This window comes from Paraburkholderia bryophila (genome assembly GCF_003269035.1).
Lineage (GTDB): Bacteria > Pseudomonadota > Gammaproteobacteria > Burkholderiales > Burkholderiaceae > Paraburkholderia > Paraburkholderia bryophila.
Genome location: NZ_QLTK01000034.1, coordinates 15,656 through 37,585 on the forward strand (window position 1 = coordinate 15,656; position 21,930 = coordinate 37,585).

The window sequence follows — 21,930 nt, forward strand, 5'->3', positions numbered from 1 at the left end:
AGTACCCTCCATCTGGTCACTGAAAACGTTGTCATACGGCCGGATTCGATCCGTCAGGTCGCTGCTGCTGGACCGCTTGCGAAAGACTACCTCAGGTTGTGGGCTTCTGCGCTGAACAGGGGGCTTCATGGATGGGCACGCCATATCGTTTGCCGATCCGCATGGCGAGCACCGCACTGTTCTTAACACTGATGTGCTAATCCCAGGGCGGCACTCCGCCAAACGCGTCGACCAGAAAATCGATCATGACGCGCACCCTCGCGCTCAGGTGCCGACGGCTCGGGTACAGGGCGAGTATGTCGATCTCGGGCAGGCGGTATTCCGGCAATACGTGAACGAGTTTGCCGGCCCGCAGATCGGCGCCGATCAGGAACGTGGGCTGCCAGATCACGCCTTGCCCGGCGAGCGCGGCTGCCCGCGCCGTATCGCCGTTGTTGGTATGCATGTGACAGTCGACCCGCACCGGGTGCGTCTTGCCGTGAGCGTCGATCAGTTGCCACTCGTCGCCGGTGGCCGCATACGTGTAGCCGATGCAGCGATGCGCGCTCAGGTCCGTGGGCGAAGTTGGAGGTCCGACGCGCGCCAGATAGTCCGGTGACGCGCACAGAATGTTTTGCGAGGTCGCCAGCTTGCGCGCTGCGTGACTGGTCGAGCCGGCGCGTGAGATGCGAATGGCGAGGTCGTAGCCTTCGTCGACGATATCCACGACGCGATCGATCAACCCCACGTCGAGTTCGATGCCGGGATGTCTGCGCATGAACTCCGGCCATAGCGGCGCGAGATACTGAATGCCAAAGCTCACCGGCGCGTTGATGCGCAGCCGTCCACGCGGTTCGACCGACGCGGACGACACCAAGCCCTCCGTGTCCGCCACATCGTCGAGGATGGACTTGCAGCGTGCGTAAAGCGTCTCGCCGCCATCGGTCAGAGACAGCGTGCGTGAGGTGCGATTCAGCAGCCGCGTGCCAAGGTGCGCTTCCAGCTCGTTCACATAACGGGTGACATTGGCGGGCGACGTGCCGAGCGCGTCCGCGGCGCGCGCAAAACCACCACGACTCACCACGGTCACGAAAACCTCGAAAGCACGCAGGCGATCCATATCCGCTCCTGTCATTCATAAAAGCTGAATGATAGGACCATGTTTTAGGCCTGTCGGCAAGCGGAACTGAAGCCTATATTTCTTTCACGGCCAAGGCATCGGGCTCTGGCCAACGCAACACACCCGGAGATTCAACATGCAACGCTTGACAGGAAAAGTCGCCATCGTGACGGGCGCCAGCTCAGGAATTGGCCGTGCCACGGCAAAGTTGTTCGCGCAGGAAGGCGCCAAGGTGGTTATCGCGGCGCGCCGTGCGACGGAGCTCGAAGCGCTCGTCGCGGAGATCGCCAGCGAAGGCGGCGAAGCCGCGTATCTGGCCGGCGACGTGCAATCGGAGGACTTCGCGAAGGCGCTCGTCGCATTCACGGTGAGCCGTTTCGGCCGTCTGGACATCGCCTACAACAACGCCGGTACGCTCGGCGAAATGGGCCCCACCACCGGCATTTCCGAAGCCGGCTGGAACGCCGCGCTGGCGACCAACCTGACCAGTGCCTTCCTCGGCGCGAAGCATCAGATTCCCGAAATGTTGAAGCAAGGCGGCGGCTCGATCATCTTCACGTCGACGTTCGTCGGCTACTCGTTCGCGTTTCCCGGCACCGCCGCCTACGCGGCGAGCAAGGCCGGACTGATCGGCTTGACCCAGGCACTCGCTGCCGAGTACGGCGCGCAAGGCGTGCGCGTCAACGCGGTGTTGCCCGGCGCCGTGGACACGGAAATGTATCGCGGCATGAACGACAGCCACGAATCGCAGGCCTTCGTGACCGGACTGCATGCGCTCAAGCGTGTTGCGAAGCCGGAAGAACTGGCGCGCTCGGTGCTGTATCTCGCCTCGGACGACTCGTCCTTCGTCACCGGTACGGCGTCACTGGTCGATGGCGGCGCATCGATTACCCGCACCTGAACCTCGTGGCGGCATCCGTCTTTCACGCACGGGTGCCGCCACGCCGGGACCATCGATAGATTGCTTCCTGAACACGCGGCAGCCGTCCGTTCGTTTCGGCGAAACACTAGTCGAGATAGGCGGCCTCGCCGTGCAATTCGGTGTCGAGTCCGCGCTCCTCCGCTGCGGCATGAACCTTGACCGGCGTCGCGCGATCGATCAGCCACAACATGGCCCAGGTAAACGCGAACGCCCAGACGCCGGATACCACCACCGCCACGCACTGCTTGAAGAAGAAATCGACACCGCCGAGCAGGAGTCCGTCTGCCCCATTCGGATTCCACGCCTTCGATGCAAATACGCCGAGCATGATCGTGCCGATCAAACCGCCAACGCCATGCACGCCCCACACGTCGAGCGCGTCGTCGAGGCCGAGCCGGTTTTTCAGGGCGACCGCGTAATAGCAGACCAGACCCGCAACAATCCCGATGATCGACGCCGTACCGAGCGACACATAGCCGGCTGCGGGCGTGATCGTCGCAAGACCCGCCACCGACCCTGTCAGCAAACCGATGAACTTCGGCTGACGCGCGTTGAGCCATTCGATCACCAGCCAGGTGACGGCGGCGAACGACGCAGCGACGTCGGTGTTGAGAAACGACGAGGCCGTAATGGCGTCGACACGAAGTTCCGAGCCGGCATTGAAGCCATACCAGCCGAACCACAAAAGGCCGGTGCCCAACGCAATGAGCGGCACGTTATGAGGTTTGTGCGTCATCACGTGTCGGCGCCCCACGTAGAGCACCGAAGCCAGCGCGGCGAAACCAGCGGTGTTGTGCACCACGATACCGCCCGCGTAGTCGAGTACACCCCATTTCGCAAACAGGCCATCCGGGCTCCACACCATATGCACGAACGGAAAGTACACGAGCACGAGCCAGCCGGTGAGGAACAGGAAATAGGCCTTGAAGGTCACACGATTGGTAAATGCGCCAGTGATCAGCGCGGGCGTGATGATGGCGAACATCATCTGATAGGCGACGTGAACCACGAGCGGAATACCCGCATCGTTACCCGTGTACATGGTCTGCAAAGTTATGCCGCGCAGAAAGGCGTAGTGCGTCGGGTCGCCTATGATGCCGTGCCAGCTCGGACCGAAACACATGGAATAGCCGAACGCAAACCAGAGCACGGTCGTCCATGCGAGCGAAATGAAGCTCTGCATCATGATCGATAGCACGTTCTTGCGTTCAACCAGGCCGCCGTAGAAGAACGCGAGACCCGGCGTCATCAACATGACCAGGCTCGCGCAGAGCAACATGAATGCAGTATTGCCGACATTGATCGGCATGGTTCCGGAAAGCACTGATCGTCTCCTTGATTGTCATTGCTGTCATTGCGATGGCGGACCGGACAATCGTGTTGGATCGGATCGTGCGGATCGTAGGTAGCCACTGCACCTTTCACCGCGCTGCCGATCGATCGGTATCGGGCTCTAGCGGCCGCCGAAAAATATTCCCGCACGGGTCGAGGCGCAATACGCGTGAGCGATATAGTGGGATTCGCGTGATCGTTATGGAGACCGCCTGATAAGACGCCGGGCGCCAGGCAGACGGGTAAACGACGAGCTGCGGATTACTTCGGGCGAAGTGTTTTGAAAGGCTTTATATGAGAGCGTGCAAGCCAAGCGAATGGATCGCGGCGAAAGCCGGCTGACCGACAGGCAAACGACGCCTACGTGATCGTGGATTTCGTTCTAGCGAACGAATGCCCGGGTTGTAATGGGCGCGGCTGATTCCGCAGACGAGAGAAATCGGTCCCTGCACACCTTCTGGCACACCATAATTCAGACCGTGGGAACGACAACCCGGACACTGGACGCAAGTCATGATCCGCAAACCCGTACGGCCCCTGTGGTCCGCTGTCGTAGCGGCGGCTTTGTCGGCTTGCGTGCAGACAGGTCCAACGTACTCCGTGCCGGCGCCGCAGCGAATGATCGGCGGCGAGCGCGAGGCACAGTCCGACAGCGATCTGTCGAAAGCAGTCCGGCAAGCGCTGGCGCGGGCGCCTGGTTTCAATGTAGCGGGCGTATTCGTCCGTGCGCTCGACGGCGCGGTATTCCTGACCGGAACGGTGCACGACGCCGATCAGATCCGCCAGGCTGAACACATCGCGCGGACCGTACCGGGCGTACTGGTCGTATCGAACAAGCTGATGTTGTGGCACGGTGGGAATGGTTAAGTGCCACACATGCGGGGGCTCGACATTTTATGCGACGCTCCCTAGCGAAGCGCAGCCGCCACCGCCTCGTCGATCTGCAACGCAAAGCGGGCTTCGACATCAGGCACCGTGAAGCCAATCGACAGTTCCAGATACGCGTCACCTAGCACCAACTGAACGAAGGTCGCTGCACGCAATGCGGCAGTCGATTCATCAAATCTCTTTCGCAGAATTTTTGCGGCGAAGGCGCGCACGACCTTTGCGCCGTTTTCGTGAAACACCTGACCGAGTTCCGGAAGACGCTCGGCCTCGGCAACGATGGCCCGGTAAAGCCGCAGATAATCCGGCTCGATAAGGCTTTGCGCCATCACCCATCCCAGTTCACGCAACTCGACTTCGGGTGAGCCATCGGATTGCTCGCCCTGAGCGCTGACCAGAACGCCGCCCACCTGAGCGCACATCGAGCTCACCAGACCAACGAAGAGCGCCTCCTTCGACTTGAAGTGGCGGTAGACAGTCTGCTTGCCGACGCCCGCGGCTGCGGCGACATCGTCCATCGTTGCCAGGCCGAATCCCTGGCGTAAAAAAACGGTTTTCGCGCCGTCGAGGATGGCGGATCGCTTACGAAGTTGCAGCGGGCTCAGGTCGGAGAGAGAGGACGTGTTCATCCCCCGATAAATAACAGATCGCCGGACCGTTGACAAGACTGGTCAGTCTCGTTTAGATTTTCGGAAACGAGACTCATGAGTCTCGTTCGAGAGATTTATCGACTTTCGCGGACATTCATCGAGGGAAACGCTATGGAACTGTTCATTACGGGCGGCACGGGCTACATCGGGCAAGCCGTCGCGCGCAAGGCAATCGGCCTCGGCCATCAGGTGACGGCGCTGGTGCGCCAGGACGGCTCGGCGGCCGCCCGTGCGCTGGCACGTCTCGGCGTGAAACTGCAGGTTGGCGACCTGCGTGAGCCGCAGTCGTTTGCGGCGGCCGCCGGTGCCGCCGATGGCGTGGTGCACGCCGCCTCGACCAACGACGCTTCCGCCGCTGCCGCCGACAAGGCCGCCGTTCAGACCGGCTGTGTGAGAGTCGTCGGCGATGGTCGCAACCACTGGCCTGCCGTGCACGTCGACGATCTCGCCACGGCCTATCTGAGCGCGGTGGAGCGGGCAGCCAGCGGAGACGATCTCGTTACGGGACAGATCCTCAACGTCGTCGCGGAAGACGCCGTTGCCGTCGCCGAAATGGGCGAAGCGATTCGGGCCTCGGTGAGTGCAGATCGCGTCGAATTCTGGCCACTCGACGCTGCTCGCCAGGCGCTTGGGCCATTTGCCGACGCACTAGCGCTCGACCAGACGGTCAGCGGCCAGCACGCCCGGCGGGTTCTTGCCTGGGAACCCCACGGCCCACGCCTGATTGCGGACCTCTCTGTGCCGACGCACTTTCAGCAAGGCAACGGAGCATGACGATGGCGTTATTGAACAGCGCATCTGTCGAATCGATTCTCGCGATGATCGTAGCGGTTCTGTTCGCCGTGGCCGGCGTGGTCAATCTCGCGGGACGTGGCGCGGTGAAGCGTGACTTCGCACGCTGGGGTTATCCAGCGTGGTTTCGTGTGCTCTGTGGCGCGCTTGAGTTGTCGAGTGCGGCGCTTCTCGCTGGACAACAAACGAGAGGGTTAGGCCTGGCGTTGGCCGGCGCGATCATGATCGGCGCGCTTTTCACGCTGGTGCGCAATCGGGAACCGTTCCGGCATCTCGCTCCGGCGCTGCTCTTCTCGGCTCTTGTGGTGGTTACTGTGGCGGTCCGCGGTTGAAGCACCGTTGCCACTCTGCGAGTGAGCCCGGGGCGCTGTGCATGGAGTGCACATTGCCTACCTGGCTTCGACAGCATTGAGGTTCGCAAGACGCCAGCCGGGCATTCGTTTGAATGCCGGCTGGCCGTCCTTGACGATTAATCGCCGAGATATTCCGGCTCGATCTGGATGTTCTGCTCGCCGGCAGCTTTCTTCTCCCAGTATCGCTTGACCCAATTCTCGAAGGTCTTGCCGGCGGCCGTATCCTTGCCCGTGAAAGCAATGGAACCGATCTGCGCGTACGGAATGGTTTCCTTCTCCTTCTTGCCGGTCGGAATGATCCGCACGAAGCAGTCCTTGAAGGCCGCGCCGTACTGGCGGTCGTACAGATAGCCTGCGACAGTCGAGCCGTCCTTGCGGGTGATCGTGACGTCGCCACGGTAGTCGAAGGCTTTTTCCATCGCCTCGCGCACTTCCGCTTCGGTCGTCAGTTCGGGCGCCCAGCCTTCGAGTTTCTCGTGTGTCGTGCCGGGTGCGTTCTCCATCTCATCCGGAGCGACTGCCTTGACCGGTTGCGCGACGGCCTGGACTTCTTCGGTCTTCGCGCCGTCGGCGCGCTGCGCCTTCGGGATGAACGTAATCGGCACTTCGTGCGTGGTTTTCTTCCAGCCGGCGAGAATCTCGGCCGCCTCACGGTCTTCGTAGCGATCGAACAGCATAGCCTTGACCGTCTGGAACATGCCCTTGAACGAACCGAACGTGTAGTTCACGCCGCTCGCCTCGTAACCCGAGTGCACCATGCAGTTCGCGCATTTCGGATTGCCGCTTTCAGTGCCGTATTCGGACCACTTCACGCTTTCCATCAGTTCGTCGAAGGTGTCGGCGTAGCCGTCCTGAAGCAGGTAACACGGCTTTTGCCAACCGAAGATGCTGTACGTCGGCATCCCCCACGGCGTGCAGGTCAGCTCCTTCTTGCCCATCAGGAATTCCATGAACATCGGCGACGCGTTGAAGCGCCAGCTTTTCTTCCGGTTCGACAGGATCGAGCGGAACAGCTTTTTCGAACGTGCGCGGCCGAGGAAGTGCTTCTGGTCCGGCGCTTTGTCGTACGTGTAGCCGGGCGACACCATCATGCTTTCGACGCCCGCTTCCATCATCTCGTCAAAATGCAGGCGCACGCTGTTCGGATCGGCGCCGTCGAACAGGGTGGTATTGGTCGTCACGCGGAAACCCGCCGCCACGGCCGCACGCACGCCTTCCATCGCGATGTCGTAACCGCCTTCGCGGCACACCGCAAAATCGTGGTGCTCGCGCTGACCGTCGACGTGAACCGAGAACGACAGGTACTTGCTCGGCTTGAACAGATGCAGGTTCTTCGCGAGCAGCAGCGCGTTCGTGCACATATAGACGTACTTCTTACGCGCGACGAGGCCGGCGACGATCTCGGGCATCTGCGGATGCAGCAACGGCTCGCCGCCCGGAATCGCCACCATCGGCGTGCCGCATTCCTCGACGGCCTTGAAGCATTGCTCCGGCGTCAGCTCGGATTTCAGGACGTGCGCCGGATATTGAATCTTCCCGCAACCCGCACACGCGAGATTGCAACGCATCAGCGGCTCGAGCATGAGGACGAGCGGATAGCGACGACGACGCATCAGCTTCTGTTTCAGGACGTAGGTAGCGACCGTCCAGGCCTGCGAAATTGGGACTGCCATGTTGCAAATACTCCTCGTTAACCGGTGACTCGACAGGCAACGCGCAACGGTGTTCTACCCAATGCCGGGCGCCCGATTGGGGGTTCGATCATGGGCCATAGACTCTTCCGTCGCGTCAATTGTCGACTTTGGGCGCAATGATCGCACAATCTGGGCGGCGAGGTCGGCCGTCGCATATTGGATCGCCCTGCATCGCCTGCCTGGCCGCGACACTCGCGGGCGAGGGCCGAGGCTTTGAATGGTCGTTTTGGACGATCAAAACTGCCTTTTAGGGGGTTGAGTCAATCTGTCGTTAGACTTCGGGAGCGGCCGGGAGGTGGCGTTCGACGTCACGATTTTCCAAAAACCGCTCTGAATCGCGTTTTTCTCATTTTATATTGCCCGCGCCCATTATCACCCATCTGATTTTGATTTATTTTATTTATGAAAATCCGGGCAGATTCAGAAGCCACGCCGTGTCGATAATGATTTTAAATCCGCCGTTGTTTACCTTTGTAGCGACGAGATATCTCGCGGCGCTGGCATTTCAGGGCTTAGTCGCAACGTTTAACCTGTTTTACTTCGATACCGGAATCCGGTATCGTTCAATATAAAAATCATTCCAGGTTTGGTGTTTTTGGCGATCATTATCGGCACGATCCGTCCGGAAAACGCGCGTGTCGCAAGGACCTCCGATACGCGGCGGTGTTGCTGAAATTCCTGGAATCGGTTATAAAAAAATCTCCGGGCCACAAGCTGGAATAATCGTTTTCTCCCATCTACCTTAGGAGGATGCTATGTCACCGTTAAACGTAACGATGCTCTGACCGCCGCAACGGCGTCCCTGTCTACCTGTCGCTCCCGCCTCTTGCGCATGTGTCATTGCGCACAGTTTCATCCGACCACCTCCGCCATATCATCAGCTCCGTTCGTCGCTGGTCTTCGTTGCTGGCTCTTCCCTCCGTCGCCCGATATTGCCGCCACTCGCGATTGCACGTCGTTTCCGTTAGCCAGTCCAGATCCTGCTGACACCGGATGCGACCGCGTGCGATCCGCTCCGCGTTCCTGAATATCGTTCGCCCGATTGGCCGGCATTGCACTCGCTCGTGTTGCGGGTCGCCATGTCATTGCGCAAACGTGGCCGCGTCGTTTCCCTATCTGTTCGGACACACCATGAAGAGCCAACCTTTTTCTCCTGAATCGCCACTGCCGCTAACCAGAAACATTCCCGACAAACCGAAACTCGAAGGGATCGAAACGCACTGGACCCAGCAATGGGAAAGCCAACGCACGTACGCGTTCGATCGCCATGCCGAACGTGACGCCGTTTTCTCGATCGACACGCCGCCTCCGACTGTGTCGGGTTCCCTGCACGTCGGCCACGTGTTCAGCTATACGCATACCGACATCATCGCGCGCTTCCAGCGCATGAGGGGTAAGACGGTTTTCTATCCGATGGGTTGGGACGACAACGGCCTGCCGACGGAACGGCGTGTGGAAAACTACTACGGCGTGGTTTGTGATCCGGAAGCTGCTTATGATCCGGGCTATCGCACGGCTGATGTCGTGCCGTCGCAGCGATCGTCGTATGCCCGGATTAGCCGGCGCAATTTCCTTGAACTATGTCATCAATTGACGAAGATCGATGAGATTGCGTTCCGCAATCTGTTCATTCGTCTCGGCATTTCAGTTGACTGGAGTCTCGCCTATGCGACGATCGACGAACGCGCGCAGCGCATCAGTCAGCGTGCGTTGCTGCGGAATCTGCAACGTGGCGAACTCTATAGTCAGCAGGCTCCGTGTCTTTGGGACGTGACGTTTCAAACAGCCATCGCACAAGCCGAACTCGAAGATCGCGAAATCGCGAGCGCCTATCATGATCTTCGTTTTGTCGACGCTGACGGTAACGGCGTGATGGTGTCCACCACCCGGCCGGAATTGCTACCGTCTTGCGTCGCGCTGGTTGCGCATCCCAACGACGAGCGTTTTCGCCCATTGATCGGCGGGCGGGTCCGCTGTCCGTTATTCGGCATGGACGTGCCCGTGATGACTCATGCACTAGCCGACCCGGCCAAAGGAACGGGGCTCGCGATGATCTGTACATTTGGCGATCTCACCGACGTGATCTGGTGGCGCGAACTGAATCTGCCGACTCGCGCCGTTATCGGCAAGGAGGGTCGCCTGGCGCGTGAGGCACCGGACTGGATTGAATTGCCGGAGGGTCGCGCTTCGTACCTGCAGATCGCAGGCTGTACGGTTGCGCAAGCACGTCAAAGGATCGTCGAAATGCTGACATCGAGCGGCGACTTGATCGGGCCGCCACGTCCGCTTACGCACGCCGTCAAGTTCTTCGAGAAGGGTGATCGTCCGCTTGAGATTATCGCGACGCGCCAATGGTATCTGCGCAACGGCGGCCGTGACCCCGCGCTACGCGATGAACTTCTGAGGTCGGGTGAAGCGCTTCGCTGGTATCCCGCTTTCATGGGGAGTCGCTACGCGAACTGGGTCGGCGGTCTGAATGGAGACTGGCTCATCAGCCGTCAACGGATGTTCGGCGTGCCGATTCCCTTGTGGTATCCGCTCGATTCGCAAGGTCAGCCTGATTTTGGCGCGCCAATCCGCCCCGACGAATCGACACTACCCATCGACCCGCGGTCACACGTCCCACCGGGATTCGCTGAACATCAGCGGGGACAACGCGGCGGATTCATCGGCGAAACCGACATCATGGACACGTGGGCGACAAGCTCGCTGACACCCCAGATCGCAGCACGCTGGGAAGAGACGGATGGCTGCTTCGAACGTGTGTTTCCTATGGATCTTCGCCCGCAGGGGCACGACATCATCCGGACCTGGCTGTTCTCGACTGTCGTCAGATCGCATCTGGAAACGAAGCAGTTGCCGCGGAAAAACGCGATGCTATCCGGTTGGATCCTGGATCCCGATCGGAAAAAAATGGCGAAATCGAAGGGTAACGTCGTGACGCCAACCGCCCTACTCGACGCACACGGCTCCGACGGTGTTCGCTATTGGGCGGCATTGGGACGTCCGGGCATGGACGCGGTGTTCGACGAAACGCAGATGAAGAACGGCCGGCGCTTGGCGTTGAAGCTGTTGAATGTGTCGAAATTCGCGCTAGGCTTTGCGCATGCTGCCGACGCCACGCTCACCGAGCCGTTAGACCGCGCGATGATTGGGCGTCTCGCGAAGATCGTCGAACTCGCCACCGCGGCGCTTGCCTCGCTCGACTACAGCAAGGCGATCGAGCAAACGGAAGCCTTTTTCTGGTGGTATTGCGACGATTATGTGGAACTGGTGAAAGGCCGGGCGCATGGCACGGGCAGCGGCGCGGCATCCGCTCATCGGGCACTCGCGGAATCCCTTTCGGTCCTGCAGAGGCTATTCGCGCCGTTTCTACCGTTTGCCGCGGAGGAATGCTGGTCATGGTGGAATAGCCAGTCCGTCCATCGTGCTCCGTGGCCGGAGGTCGGCTCGATTGAAGCGCTCGCCGGACCGGCGGAGACTATTGCCACGGTCGACGTGGTCACCGATGTTTTGCGAGAAATTCGCCGCGTCAAATCGGAATCGAAGCTGTCGATGAAAGCGCGTGTCGCCCATTTGATCGTCAACGATTCCGCGCAGCGTTTAGCGCTTTTGCGATCGGTAGAACACGATTTGCGCGATGCTGGGCAGGTTGATCAGATCGAGATGACTGAGTCAGAGTCTTTTCGGGTCAGCGTAACCCTTGCTTAGAGAATGCATGCGGTGCCTCGCGCGGCGCTCAATGTGTGAAGCGCAGGATTGAACTTCGCAAGTTATCGCTATTGCCCGTTGTCCGGGTCGCCATCGGCCGTCGCACTAACGATGGCGGCGATGGCCTGCGATTTTTGTCCTGCTCCAGGCATGCCGTACCTGACGATTCTCGTCTTTGCCGCCCTTCGCTGTGCTCAAACCATCACCGATCGACAAAAAAATCACGCTCGCCCGTCGTCAACGCGCAATCAAGGTTTCGGCACCCGGATACGACTGATCATCAACAACCCCACAAATACAGCCAGAATATTTCGACGGGTTACGCCGCATGACAGCACCAACAGCATCCGCCCACCCACCTTACCTCTCCCGTTACGCCCGAAACATTCTCCAATAATCGGTGAATTGTCGCGCCTACCCACGCCTGCTGTAATACGCCGCTAATTAGGCACACCGGGCGGCAAGATGGGCGATCAGGCAAGCAGCGACGATGCAGCGATCGCCAAGTGCATGGCAGACGTGCACGGCGAGCGGCCGCTGCGACTCGAGCGCCAGGCGTTCGCCCACAGCGGCAACACGGTGTACCGCGCCCATATGGCCGGCGGTCGTTCACTGGCGGTACGCGTCAGCCCTGAAGCGCAAGCGTTTTTTCATACCGGTTCGAATCTCGCCGCACTGCGTGGTCTCGGCCTGCCGGTACAGACCCTGCTGGCGCGAGGCGTCACGCCCTCCGGCGGCGATTTTGTCGTGCTCGACTGGCTGCCCGGCCGCGATCTCTTCTATGCGTTCGACTCACTCGATGCCAGGCAAACCGAACGGATTGCCGAAACCGTGACCGCATTCCAGAACCAGGTGGCGCAACAACTGCCCGCCCCGGCGCAAGGTGGTTTCGGCTGGGCCGCAATCGGCACTCGTGCGCCTCGTGCACGCTGGACGGATATCTTCGACGAGCCTACGCCCATTGCGTCTCATGTCGCGACCCTCGCACGCGCGGACGCTACCCCGCTCGACCGCTTTCGCGCGCGCCTCGGCCTCGTACGCGCCTCGCTCGAAGACTACTTCGACACACTGCGCCCGGTCTGTTTTCTCCACGACCTGACCATCAAGAACGTTCTGGTGGACAACAACGAACTGAGCGGACTGATCGACTTCGACTCGGTGTGCTACGGCGATCCGCTGCTCGTGCTGGGCACGACGCTAGCGCACATCGACACACTGGTCGGAGAACGTGGCCGCCGCTACGCCGAAGCTCTGCTGCGCTGTTGGGCGCCGCAAGGCGAGCGCAGACGCGCGACGGGCTTCTACGCGTCACTGTGGGTCATCGGCTTTTTATCGGCCGCGATCGAACAGGGCAACGCCGTCAGCGTGCACTTTCTCACGCCCGTTCTCGATCAATTGCTGAGGGTGGCAGAACGCGTATGAGCCTCCAGGCTCAGATGCCTGACACCTTGCGTCAATGAAAGCGCTTCACGTCGCACGTTGTCGTTCACTTCACTTACCGCCGGTGACATCGAGAAACGTGCCGGTGATAAACGAAGCCTCGGCGCTCGCCAGCCACAGAATCGCCTGCGCCACCTCTTCGGGCTGACCGCCTCGTCCCATGGGGATCGAGTCTTTGACACGATCCACCCGCCCCGGCTCTCCACCGCTAGCATGCATCTCCGTATAAATGTGTCCAGGTCGAATACAGTTAACGCGTATTCCCTCACGCGCGACTTCTTTAGCGAAGCCGATGGTGAATGTCTCAAGCGCCCCCTTCGAGGCAGCATAGTCGACATATTCGTTTGGACTGCCGAGCCGGGCCGATGCCGACGACACGTTGATCACGACGCCGCCTCGACCATTGTGCCGACGCGACATCCGCTTTACCGCCTGCTGCGCGCAAAGGATCGGGCCGATCGAATTGACCGCGAAAATGCGCTGCATTCGCGCGAATTCGAGGTCCTCCAGCCGCGACTGCTGCGCAATGATCGCGGCGTTGTTGACCAGCACGTCGATCCGGCCGAACTTCCGGTCGATCGCGGCGAATAGCCGAGCGACCTGTTCCGGCTCCGCGCTGTCCGCGTGCATGGCTAAAGCCTGCCGCCCGAGCGCTTCCACATCGGCCGCCACAGCGAGAGCGGCCGATTCGTTGGAGACGAAGCTAATCGCCACATCGTAGCCGCGTGCGGCAGCGAGCCGCGCAGTCGCCGCGCCCACGCCACGCGCGCCGCCGGTTATCAGAATCAACGGGGCTTGCGCAACCTCACTCATTTTTTGACCCTCCTGGTGACGACGAGAAAGTGATTGGGGCTGAGACCGACTCAACGCCAGCGGATCAACCGGCCCAGGCGTTGATATCGAGCACCGCGCCGGCGAATGCTTGAGGCGCCTTCTTCGTCGTAGACAACGTCGAGAAGGCCGGTTGCAATGTGCCTGAGCATCAAGTCATTATTCGTTTGAAGCGATCAGGACTGTCACCTCGAATTGCCATCGGGGAACACAGGTTTGAGCGCGTTTCAACGCGACATCAAAGCCCCAGACACACCGCTCCGGCCGCGACGATCATGCACGCGAGCCAGCGTTTTGCGCTGACCGTCTCACGCAAAAACATCCTGCCGATCAGCACCGCGAAGACCACGCTGGTTTCGCGCAATGCCGACACCGCGCCCATCGCGCCCGACTGCAGCGCCCAGATCACGATGCCGTACGCGGCGATCGACACAACGCCACCCACGAGCGACGAACTCAACGCCCACGGCTGCGCCCGCATTGGCGTCCACAGCGCCGCGCGGCCGCGCGTCGCGACGAACAGTGCCGGCATCAGCCAATAGAAGAGAAACATCCACGCGGTGTAGGCGAGTGCCTGCCCATCGGACAGACGCACGCCAATACCGTCGATCACGGTATAGACCGCGATGGTCGCGCCCGTCGTCAACGCAGCCAGCACACCGGCGCGCGAAACGTGGCTGCCTTCCAGCGCGATCGCGACGATGCCGCCCGAAATCATCAAAATCCCCAGCACATGCAAGGGACCAATCGCCTCGTGCGCAAACAGCGCCGCGCCGAGCGTGACGAGCAGCGGCGACGAACCGCGCGCGATCGGATAGGCCCGCGCCAGATCGTTGCTGCGATACGAGCGCACCAGGGTGACGTTGTAAAAGGTATGCACGAGCCCCGACGCGACGATATACGGCCACGCCGCATGGGCCGGGAACGGTGTGATGAACAGCACGGCGAGGGTGGCGACCGTTGCGATGGCAACACTCATCCATGTCATGGAGAGGAAGCGGTCGCGATTGCCGTGCAGCATCGCGTTCCAGCTCGCGTGGAGCAAGGCGGCAAGCAGGACGAAGCCGCCGGTATAACTGAGCATGCGGACTCCGGGCCACGAAAGGAAGGGATACGTTAGTACGGTAAATAGAATATCTATCTTGTGATGCGCTAACAACTCAGTTAAATTCGCAATTCGCGTTAGATAAACTACTCCGAATGAAACGAGTCTTGCCTCCGCTCAATGCACTGCGCGCTTTTGAGGCCGCAGGACGACTCGGTAGCTTCAAGGACGCCGCCGCCGAGTTGCACGTCACGCACGGCGCGGTGAGCCAGCAGGTGCGACTGCTCGAGGCGTGGCTTGGCGCGTCGCTGTTTGAACGGCACAACCGGCGCGTGGCGCTGACACCGGCGGCGCGAGCGTACCTGGCGGAAATCGGGCCGCTGTTCGAGCATCTCTCGCAAGCCACCGCGAAATACGGTCTGCCTCAAACGGTTTCACAGACTCTCTCCGTCAATGCGCCCGCAACATTCACGTTGCGATGGCTGGTGCCGCGACTGGCGACATTCCGCGCCGCGTATCCCGGCGTGGACGTCAAGGTAGAAACCTCGAACGAGCCGGTGGAAAGTTTGCCGGCGAGCTATGACGTCATCATCCGCGGCGGTCCGGACACGTTCTACGGCTACTCGATGCAGCCATTCCTGGCCGAAGAACGGATCCCCGTCTGCAGCCCCGCGCTGCTGCAGCAACTACCGCTGCAAACACCTGAGAATATTCGGCAGCACACGTTACTGCATACGTCGAGCCTTCCGCGGCTTTGGCCGGACTGGTTGGCCAAGGCAGACATGACCGAAATCACGCCGGCTGCGGCATTGACTTTCGACCACTTCTATCTGACCTTGCAAGCCGCCGTCGATGGAATCGGTATCGCGATGGGACCGACCGCGCTGATCGCCGACGATCTCGCCGCCGGCCGGCTCGTCATGCCGTTTGCCGGTCCGCGTCTGGCGTCGCGTAGCTATTGCACTTACGTGCCGGATGAGAAGTCTGCCGATGAACTGGTCGAGCTGTTTCGCTCGTGGCTCGAACGCGAAGGTGGGCACGCGAGTTGAACGAACACGTGATAGAAAAAGAACCCCGCGATCAGGTAAAAGCGGGAGAGCTTGCATCGTCGGCGATGAACCCAATCAGGCGTTACTCACTAAGAACAAAGATGATAGCTATGCATTCAACGAGAGCGGCCGAACCGGCCGACGCGGCACGTATCGCGGTACTTGGCGCACAGGTCTGGGTGCATACCTATGCATCGGGTGGCGTGTCCGAGATCATCGCGCACTATGTCCTGACCACATTCAGACCCGAAAAAATTCTCGCGCTCATGAACGATCCGCAAATCGTTCTATTAGTCGCCGAGGCAGAAGGCTATCTCGCCGGCTATATCGTCATGCGCTTAGGTTCGCATCATGCCGATGTCTCCGCCGAAATAGAAACGCTCTACATCCAGGACTCTTTCGCCGGCTGTGGTATCGGCTCCACATTGTTGGCCCAAGCCAGAGGCCTTGCGATGGCGAGGACCGGCAGTCGAGCAGTCTGGCTGATGGTCAACTCACACAATGAGAAGGCCATTTCTTTTTACCTTTCCCGGGGAATGCTGCAGGATGGGGTGACCTACTTCGAGCTAGGCGGCGTCAAACACGAGAACAAAGTGATGGTCGCCAGAGACTGACGGACCGCAGCGTGATTGAGTGCCGACATGCCGGGTCGGCGGTAAACACCGACTGAACGGAAGATTCGACTTTCCGTAAATCAGGAACTCGACAACCCGCTTCGTGTCAGCAAGAGTGCCAACCGTCTCGACAATGTGAGCCTTTGGCGCCTGCTTCCAGACCTGCTTCTAAACCAGTCGATAGTGCAAGTCTCTACAAGGAGAGTGCAATGGCCGAGCTAACAACCTGCCTATGGTTCGATCAAGGCAGAGCACGTGAGGCGGCGGAATTTTACGCCGCGACCTTCCCCGAAAGTCATGTCGACGCAGGCCATGCCTCCCCTATACCGGGGGTGGGCCAGGGTCCGGATCTGACAGTCGAGTTCACCGTGCTCGGGCGGCGCTTCGTGGGGCTGAATGGCGGCCCCAACTACACGCCGAACGAGGCGATCAGTTTCATGGTCGAGACCGATACCCAGGAAGAAACCGACCGCTACTGGAATGCCATTGTCCGCAACGGCGGCTCGGAAGCGCCTTGCGGATGGTGCAAGGACCGATGGGGGTTTTCGTGGCAGATCACGCCCAGGCGCTTACTCGAACTCGTCACCGGCTCCGATCGCGAGGCCGGAAAACGTGCAATGGAAGCCATGATGACCATGAAAAAAATCGACATCGCCGCAATCGAGCGCGCTGCGGCAGCGAAATAAGCATCACGTCGTTTTACCGAACCGTCAACGCCGATCAGCCTATTCGGGCCGTTCGGCGGTGACGGTTTATTCATTCAAAATCACCGCATTCAACAGCCGGCAATCTGATAATCGCCCTCGCCGCGACTCACGCACCTTGTTATAATTCTCTCATCAAACCGTACAAAACATAACGACCTCCCACATCGCGCGACAGGACCTCCATGCTGAAACCCGATCGCCTCCGCGCCCTCGCCGAAGCACTGGCCAAGCAGAACGTAATGCGCTTGCGCGACGCCGCGAGCCTGCTGAACGTCTCGGAAATGACCGTCCGCCGCGATATCGCCGGCAGTCCCGAACGATTCACCTATCTCGGCGGCTACATCGTCAGCGCAACCGACGTGCCGAATAACGCCGGCTACTCGCTCGAAGAAGAAAAGGATCATTTTGCGCAGGCCAAAGCGGAAGCATCCGCCGTGGCGGCGGGTCTGATTGGCGATAACGAAACACTGTTCATCGATTGCGGCACGACGCTCACTACATTGGCGCGGCTGATTCCCATTGAACGTCACGTGACCGTAGTGTGCTATTCGCTGAACGTCGCGGAGATTTTGCGGCGCAAGCCGAATGTGCGAATGATTCTGCTGGGCGGCGTCTACATTCCCTCTTCGGATTCGTTCGCAGGCGAGGAAAGTCTGGAAATGCTGCGCCGCATGGGCATCAACAAGGCGTTTATTTCGGCGGGCGGCGTAGACACCGCGCGCGGCGTCACCTGCTGGAATTTCCATGAAGTCGCGCTCAAACAGGCCGCGATGGCGAGCGCCGTGGAACGTCATCTGGTCGTGGACAAGAGCAAGTTCGGCGTCGTCAAGGCCGTGCGTTTCTCGCAGGTCGACGATTTCGATTCCATCATCACCGAAGCAGGCCAAACGCCGCGCAAACGCAAATAAGCTGCTTTGCCACGCCGCAAACGCAAACGGCGTCACGGCAATCACGCAACAAACGGCAAGCGGCGCTCAACGCCGCTGCGATCAGTTCTTCCGCTGAAACGCGAACAGCGTGCCGGCAATCAGAATGAACGCGCCGATAATCACCTTCTGCCAGGTACTCGGCACACCCACCAGAATCAGCACGTTGTTGATCAACGTCACGAGCACCACGCCGAGCAGCGTGCCCGCCACCGTCCCGGTGCCGCCGGTAATGCGCGCGCCGCCCAGAATCACTGCGGCAATCACGTCGAGTTCCGAGCCCACCAGATCGAACGGATTAGCGAGCCGGTTGTTCGAGACGTGCAGAATGCCCGCAATGCCCGCCAGCATGCCGGTATAGCCGAACACGAACAGATGGATCGCGCGCAGGTTGTAGCCGAGCCGTTCGGCAATCGCGAGGCTGCCGCCCATGGCGTAGACGCCGCGTCCCATCATCGTCCGGTTCAGCAGCCACCACGTCACCAGTGCGGCCGCCACCAGCGCCACCACCGAAACCGGCAACACCGCGCGCAGACCATCCGCCGTTTGATAAAACACCAGCGGAATGCGGCCGAAGCGATCCATGCTGTGCGGAATGTTCATGAAGAACGAGGTGCCGATAAAGGTCAGCAACAGCCCGCGATACAGATATTGCGTGCCGATCGTGACGATCAGCGAAGGCGCTTTCAGTCGATGCACCAGCAAGCCGTTGATCATGCCCAGCATCACACCGCCAATCGCACCGGTAATCAGGATCAACGCGAACGGCGCGTCGGGCCACCACGCAAACACCGCCTTCGTGATGCCGTACATGGTCAGCGCGGCGATGGCGGTAAACGACACGTCGATCCCGCCGGATGCGAGCACAACGAGCGTGCCCAGCGCGAACAGCGAAGTCGTGGTGGCCGAATGCAGCAGATCGAACAGCGTGGCCAGTTGAAAGAAGCGTGGATTGATCACACCGACGATCACGCACGTCACCACGATCAGCCCGACCGTGAACCACTCGGGATTGCGCGCGAGTCTGGCTCGCAAGCTCGGCGGCTTGATCTCCGGGGCGACTTCGACAACGGTCGGTGTGGTCATGGTCTGGTTCATGCGCGAATGGATGCGCGAGTTCATGAGTAGGACGTCCTTTTTGCAGCCTGTGTGCTTATGCCGCTTCCGACAGCAACGCGTGGTACAGGTCGGCTTCGCTCAGCGTATCCGCCTGATATTCGTTCGCCACGCGGCCCTTCTTCATCATCAGAATGCGGTCGCAGTTCTGCAGCAGTTCGGGCAAGTCGTCGCTGATCAGAATAATGCCGATTCCGCGCTGCGACAAACGCTGCATGATGCGATAGATGATGTCTTTCGAGCCAACGTCGACACCGACCGTCGGCCCATGCAGAATCAGCACGCGCGGATCGATGGCGAGCCAGCGGCCGATCAGCACACGCTGCTGGTTGCCGCCGGACAGCGATTGCACGGGTTTGTCGACACCGGGGGTCGCGATCTGCAGATCCTTCACCGTCTGTTCCGCGAGCGCCATTGCACGCGTTCGGTCGATCTGACCAAAGCGGTCGCGCAAACTGGAGATCATCGCGGTGATCACGTTGTCGCGAATCGGCTTGTCGAGGAAAAGCCCCTCATTCAGGCGGTCTTCCGGCACATAGCCGATACGATGATCTTTCGCGTCCGACGGCGTACGCAACACGATGCTCTTGCCGTCGAGCACCACCTGCCCCGTTTGCGCCGGCGCCACGCCCGCGAGTGCTCGCGCGAGTTCGTTGCGCCCGGAATCGAGCAGACCGGTCACGCCGAGAATTTCGCCGGCATGCAGCGCGAACGAAACGTCGCTGAACTGGCCGCTGCGCGTAAGACCACGCACCTCCAGCACCACGTCCTGCCCTACCGCGCCTTCGCGATAACGCTCGGTGGATAAATGGCGCCCTGTCATCAGTTCGCTGATCTGCGCCTTGGTGAATTGCGCGATCGGCCCTTGCGCCATGGTCTGGCCATCGCGCAGCACGATCACTTCACCGCCGATCGCGTAGCACTCGTCCAGCTTGTGGCTGACGAACAGCACCGTCACGTCCTGCGCGCGCAGATGGGCGAGCACCGCGATCAGATTGTCGACTTCCTTTTGCGTCAGCGACGTGGTCGGCTCGTCCATGATGACGAACTTCGCCTCACTGGCAATCGCGCGGGCGATCGCCACGAGTTGCCGTGTGGCGAGCGGCAATTGCTCGATCAGCGTCGACTGGAACCCGGCGTCGCCGGGTAGGCCGACCGATTCGAGCGCGCGCGCCGCCGTGCGCGCGAGTGCGCGGCGGTCAAACGTGCGGGCGAGCTTGCCATCATGCCCGGCCAACTCGGCGGTGAGCGCGACGTTTTCCGCCACGCTCATATTCGGCAGCAGCGAAAGATCCTGATAGACCGTCTCGATGCCGGCCGCGAGCGATTCGAGCGCAGAAAGCCGCGCATGACGCACGCCTTCGATCACGAGTTCGCCTTCGTCGGGCGGCTGCGCGCCCGAAATGATCTTGATCAGCGTGCTCTTGCCACAGCCGTTCTCACCGAGCAGGTGATAGATCCGGCCGCGCTCGAACGAGAGGCTCACACCGCGCAGAGCATGCACGCCGGTAAAGCGCTTGTGTACGCCGATCACCTGCAGGAACGGCTGCGCCGCGGCGGAACTGGCAGAAGATACGTCTTGATTCATGGTGCGATTCATCGTGACGTGAAACTGTTGCGGCGTCCCTCGGGAAGTCCCTTGAGGACGCCGTGACCGACAAGCCAAATTGCGCAACGCGATCAGAACGGATACTGCTTGTAGTTCGACTTGTCGACGTTCACCCAACCCTGGCCACGCACGATAATGCCTTTACCCGGCCCTTTCGCGACCGTGACCTTCGTGTAACCCGGAATGCCGAGATCGGCGCCGTTCTCGACCGTCTTACCGTCGATCAGCATCTGCGCGATCTTGTTCATGGCAATGCCCGCCAGCTTCGGGTCCCAGAACGCAATGCCGTTGATCGCACCGCTTTCCAGGAACTTGCCCGCTTCCGTCGGCAGACCCGTGCCGTACACGCAGATCTTGCCCTGCATGCCGGCTTCCTCCACCGCGCGGCCAATACCGATCACGTCGAGCGAGGAAGAACCCTGGAAGCCCTTCAGATCCGGATGCTTGCGCAGCACTTCTTTCGCGACTTCATAGGCGCGCTCGCCGTCGTTGTTGGTTTCGAGCTTCGGCTCGACCAGATCCATCTTCGGATATTTGGCCTTCGCGTTGCCGATCCCGCCGTCGGCCCACTGCACCTGCGAACGGCTGCCGAGCGAACCGACCAGCACGGCCCACTTGCCGTCGTCGTGCATGCACGAAGCGAGCCGTTCGTTCAAACCCGCGCCGTATGCGGTGTTGTCGAATGCTTCGATGTCGACCATCGTGTTCTTTTCGTTGTCGGCCTCATGCGTCACCACCTTGATACCCCGATCCATCGCTTTCTTCAGCGCGGGTTCGAGCGTAGGCGGATCGTAGGGCACCACGGCGATCGCGGTGACCTTCTTCGCGATCAGGTCTTCGATGATCTTGAGTTGCTGCGCCGCATCCGCGCGGCCCGGGCCGGTCTGATACGCAGTCACACCCGGATTGTCTTTCGCGAACTGCTTGACGCCGTCGTCCATGCGGTTGAACCAGTTGATCCCGGTCACCTTCACGACGGTCACGATCGTCTCGTTGGTCGCCGCCTGCGCCGCCGCGATCACGCCTACTGCAAGTGCGCCTGCTGCCAGTGCGGCGCTCAGTCGAGTCAGTTTCATGCCAAGTCTCCTTTATTCGTTCGATGTCGCCCACTTGATCGTGACGGACAGCCAGGGCTCGTTGTCCGCCGTGTACTGA

The 21,930-nt window shown here is 60.6% G+C and carries 19 protein-coding genes; 10 read left to right on the forward strand and 9 right to left on the reverse strand.

Annotated features, from left to right (window positions below):
* Positions 1-196 precede the first annotated feature (196 nt).
* On the reverse strand, positions 197-1,099 hold the full coding sequence (locus tag BX591_RS31025) for a LysR family transcriptional regulator (RefSeq protein WP_111935140.1): 903 nt from the start codon (positions 1,097-1,099) through the stop codon (positions 197-199).
* A gap of 136 nt (positions 1,100-1,235) precedes the next feature.
* Here BX591_RS31025 and BX591_RS31030 point away from each other — a divergent pair, with 136 nt between their 5' ends.
* Entirely contained in the window at positions 1,236-2,000 is a 765-nt protein-coding gene (locus BX591_RS31030) for an SDR family oxidoreductase (protein WP_111935141.1), read from the forward strand.
* Between the two features lie 106 nt (positions 2,001-2,106).
* On the opposite strand, the gene BX591_RS31035 is transcribed toward BX591_RS31030, so the two are convergent.
* Positions 2,107-3,345 (reverse strand): ammonium transporter, encoded by a 1,239-nt coding sequence (locus BX591_RS31035; RefSeq protein WP_208459625.1) that lies wholly within the window; start codon positions 3,343-3,345, stop codon positions 2,107-2,109.
* Positions 3,346-3,866: 521 nt separating this feature from the next.
* Here BX591_RS31035 and BX591_RS31040 point away from each other — a divergent pair.
* Positions 3,867-4,220 carry a BON domain-containing protein gene (locus BX591_RS31040; protein WP_111935143.1) on the forward strand — a complete coding sequence of 118 codons (354 nt, stop codon included), beginning with the start codon at positions 3,867-3,869 and terminating at the stop codon, positions 4,218-4,220.
* Positions 4,221-4,261: 41 nt separating this feature from the next.
* On the opposite strand, the gene BX591_RS31045 is transcribed toward BX591_RS31040, so the two are convergent.
* On the reverse strand, positions 4,262-4,867 hold the full coding sequence (locus BX591_RS31045; RefSeq protein WP_111935144.1) for a TetR/AcrR family transcriptional regulator: 606 nt from the start codon (positions 4,865-4,867) through the stop codon (positions 4,262-4,264).
* A gap of 132 nt (positions 4,868-4,999) precedes the next feature.
* Between BX591_RS31045 and BX591_RS31050 the strand changes: the two genes are divergently transcribed.
* Positions 5,000-5,662 carry an NAD-dependent epimerase/dehydratase family protein gene (locus BX591_RS31050; protein ID WP_111935145.1) on the forward strand — a complete coding sequence of 221 codons (663 nt, stop codon included), beginning with the start codon at positions 5,000-5,002 and terminating at the stop codon, positions 5,660-5,662.
* A gap of 2 nt (positions 5,663-5,664) precedes the next feature.
* Positions 5,665-6,012, forward strand: a complete 348-nt coding sequence (locus BX591_RS31055) for a DoxX family protein (protein ID WP_244147010.1) — start codon at positions 5,665-5,667, stop codon at positions 6,010-6,012.
* A gap of 137 nt (positions 6,013-6,149) precedes the next feature.
* Here the strand turns inward: BX591_RS31055 and hpnH are convergent, their stop codons facing one another.
* Positions 6,150-7,706 (reverse strand): adenosyl-hopene transferase HpnH, encoded by a 1,557-nt coding sequence (gene hpnH / locus BX591_RS31060; RefSeq protein ID WP_208459626.1) that lies wholly within the window; start codon positions 7,704-7,706, stop codon positions 6,150-6,152.
* A gap of 1,152 nt (positions 7,707-8,858) precedes the next feature.
* On the opposite strand from hpnH, the gene valS reads away from it, so the two are divergent.
* Entirely contained in the window at positions 8,859-11,438 is a 2,580-nt protein-coding gene (gene valS, locus BX591_RS31065; RefSeq protein WP_111935188.1) for a valine--tRNA ligase, read from the forward strand.
* Between the two features lie 465 nt (positions 11,439-11,903).
* On the forward strand, positions 11,904-12,860 hold the full coding sequence (locus BX591_RS31070; protein ID WP_111935147.1) for a phosphotransferase family protein: 957 nt from the start codon (positions 11,904-11,906) through the stop codon (positions 12,858-12,860).
* A 69-nt stretch (positions 12,861-12,929) separates the two neighbouring features.
* On the opposite strand, the gene BX591_RS31075 is transcribed toward BX591_RS31070, so the two are convergent.
* The gene (locus tag BX591_RS31075; RefSeq protein ID WP_111935148.1) at positions 12,930-13,691 is read right to left on the reverse strand and encodes an SDR family oxidoreductase; all 762 of its coding nucleotides are present in this window, start codon (positions 13,689-13,691) and stop codon (positions 12,930-12,932) included.
* A gap of 256 nt (positions 13,692-13,947) precedes the next feature.
* Entirely contained in the window at positions 13,948-14,793 is an 846-nt protein-coding gene (locus BX591_RS31080) for a DMT family transporter (RefSeq protein WP_111935149.1), read from the reverse strand.
* Between the two features lie 116 nt (positions 14,794-14,909).
* Between BX591_RS31080 and gcvA the strand changes: the two genes are divergently transcribed.
* From gcvA to BX591_RS31100, 4 genes are all read left to right on the forward strand, one after another.
* Positions 14,910-15,803 (forward strand): transcriptional regulator GcvA, encoded by an 894-nt coding sequence (gene gcvA, locus BX591_RS31085; protein WP_111935150.1) that lies wholly within the window; start codon positions 14,910-14,912, stop codon positions 15,801-15,803.
* On the forward strand, positions 15,800-16,417 hold the full coding sequence (locus tag BX591_RS31090; RefSeq protein ID WP_111935151.1) for a GNAT family N-acetyltransferase: 618 nt from the start codon (positions 15,800-15,802) through the stop codon (positions 16,415-16,417). Before gcvA ends, BX591_RS31090 begins: the two co-directional genes overlap by 4 nt.
* Positions 16,418-16,626: 209 nt before the next feature.
* Positions 16,627-17,103: a VOC family protein gene (locus BX591_RS31095; protein WP_111935152.1), complete on the forward strand. Its 477-nt coding sequence runs from the start codon at positions 16,627-16,629 to the stop codon at positions 17,101-17,103.
* A 203-nt stretch (positions 17,104-17,306) separates the two neighbouring features.
* Positions 17,307-18,032, forward strand: a complete 726-nt coding sequence (locus tag BX591_RS31100) for a DeoR/GlpR family DNA-binding transcription regulator (RefSeq protein WP_035555470.1) — start codon at positions 17,307-17,309, stop codon at positions 18,030-18,032.
* Between the two features lie 81 nt (positions 18,033-18,113).
* Here BX591_RS31100 and BX591_RS31105 read toward each other — a convergent pair whose 3' ends face one another.
* From BX591_RS31105 to BX591_RS31115, 3 genes are all read right to left on the reverse strand, one after another.
* On the reverse strand, positions 18,114-19,172 hold the full coding sequence (locus BX591_RS31105) for an ABC transporter permease (RefSeq protein WP_111935153.1): 1,059 nt from the start codon (positions 19,170-19,172) through the stop codon (positions 18,114-18,116).
* Positions 19,173-19,203: 31 nt separating this feature from the next.
* On the reverse strand, positions 19,204-20,754 hold the full coding sequence (locus BX591_RS31110) for a sugar ABC transporter ATP-binding protein (protein WP_111935189.1): 1,551 nt from the start codon (positions 20,752-20,754) through the stop codon (positions 19,204-19,206).
* A gap of 92 nt (positions 20,755-20,846) precedes the next feature.
* Positions 20,847-21,851, reverse strand: a complete 1,005-nt coding sequence (locus BX591_RS31115) for an autoinducer 2 ABC transporter substrate-binding protein (protein ID WP_111935154.1) — start codon at positions 21,849-21,851, stop codon at positions 20,847-20,849.
* Positions 21,852-21,930 lie beyond the last annotated feature (79 nt).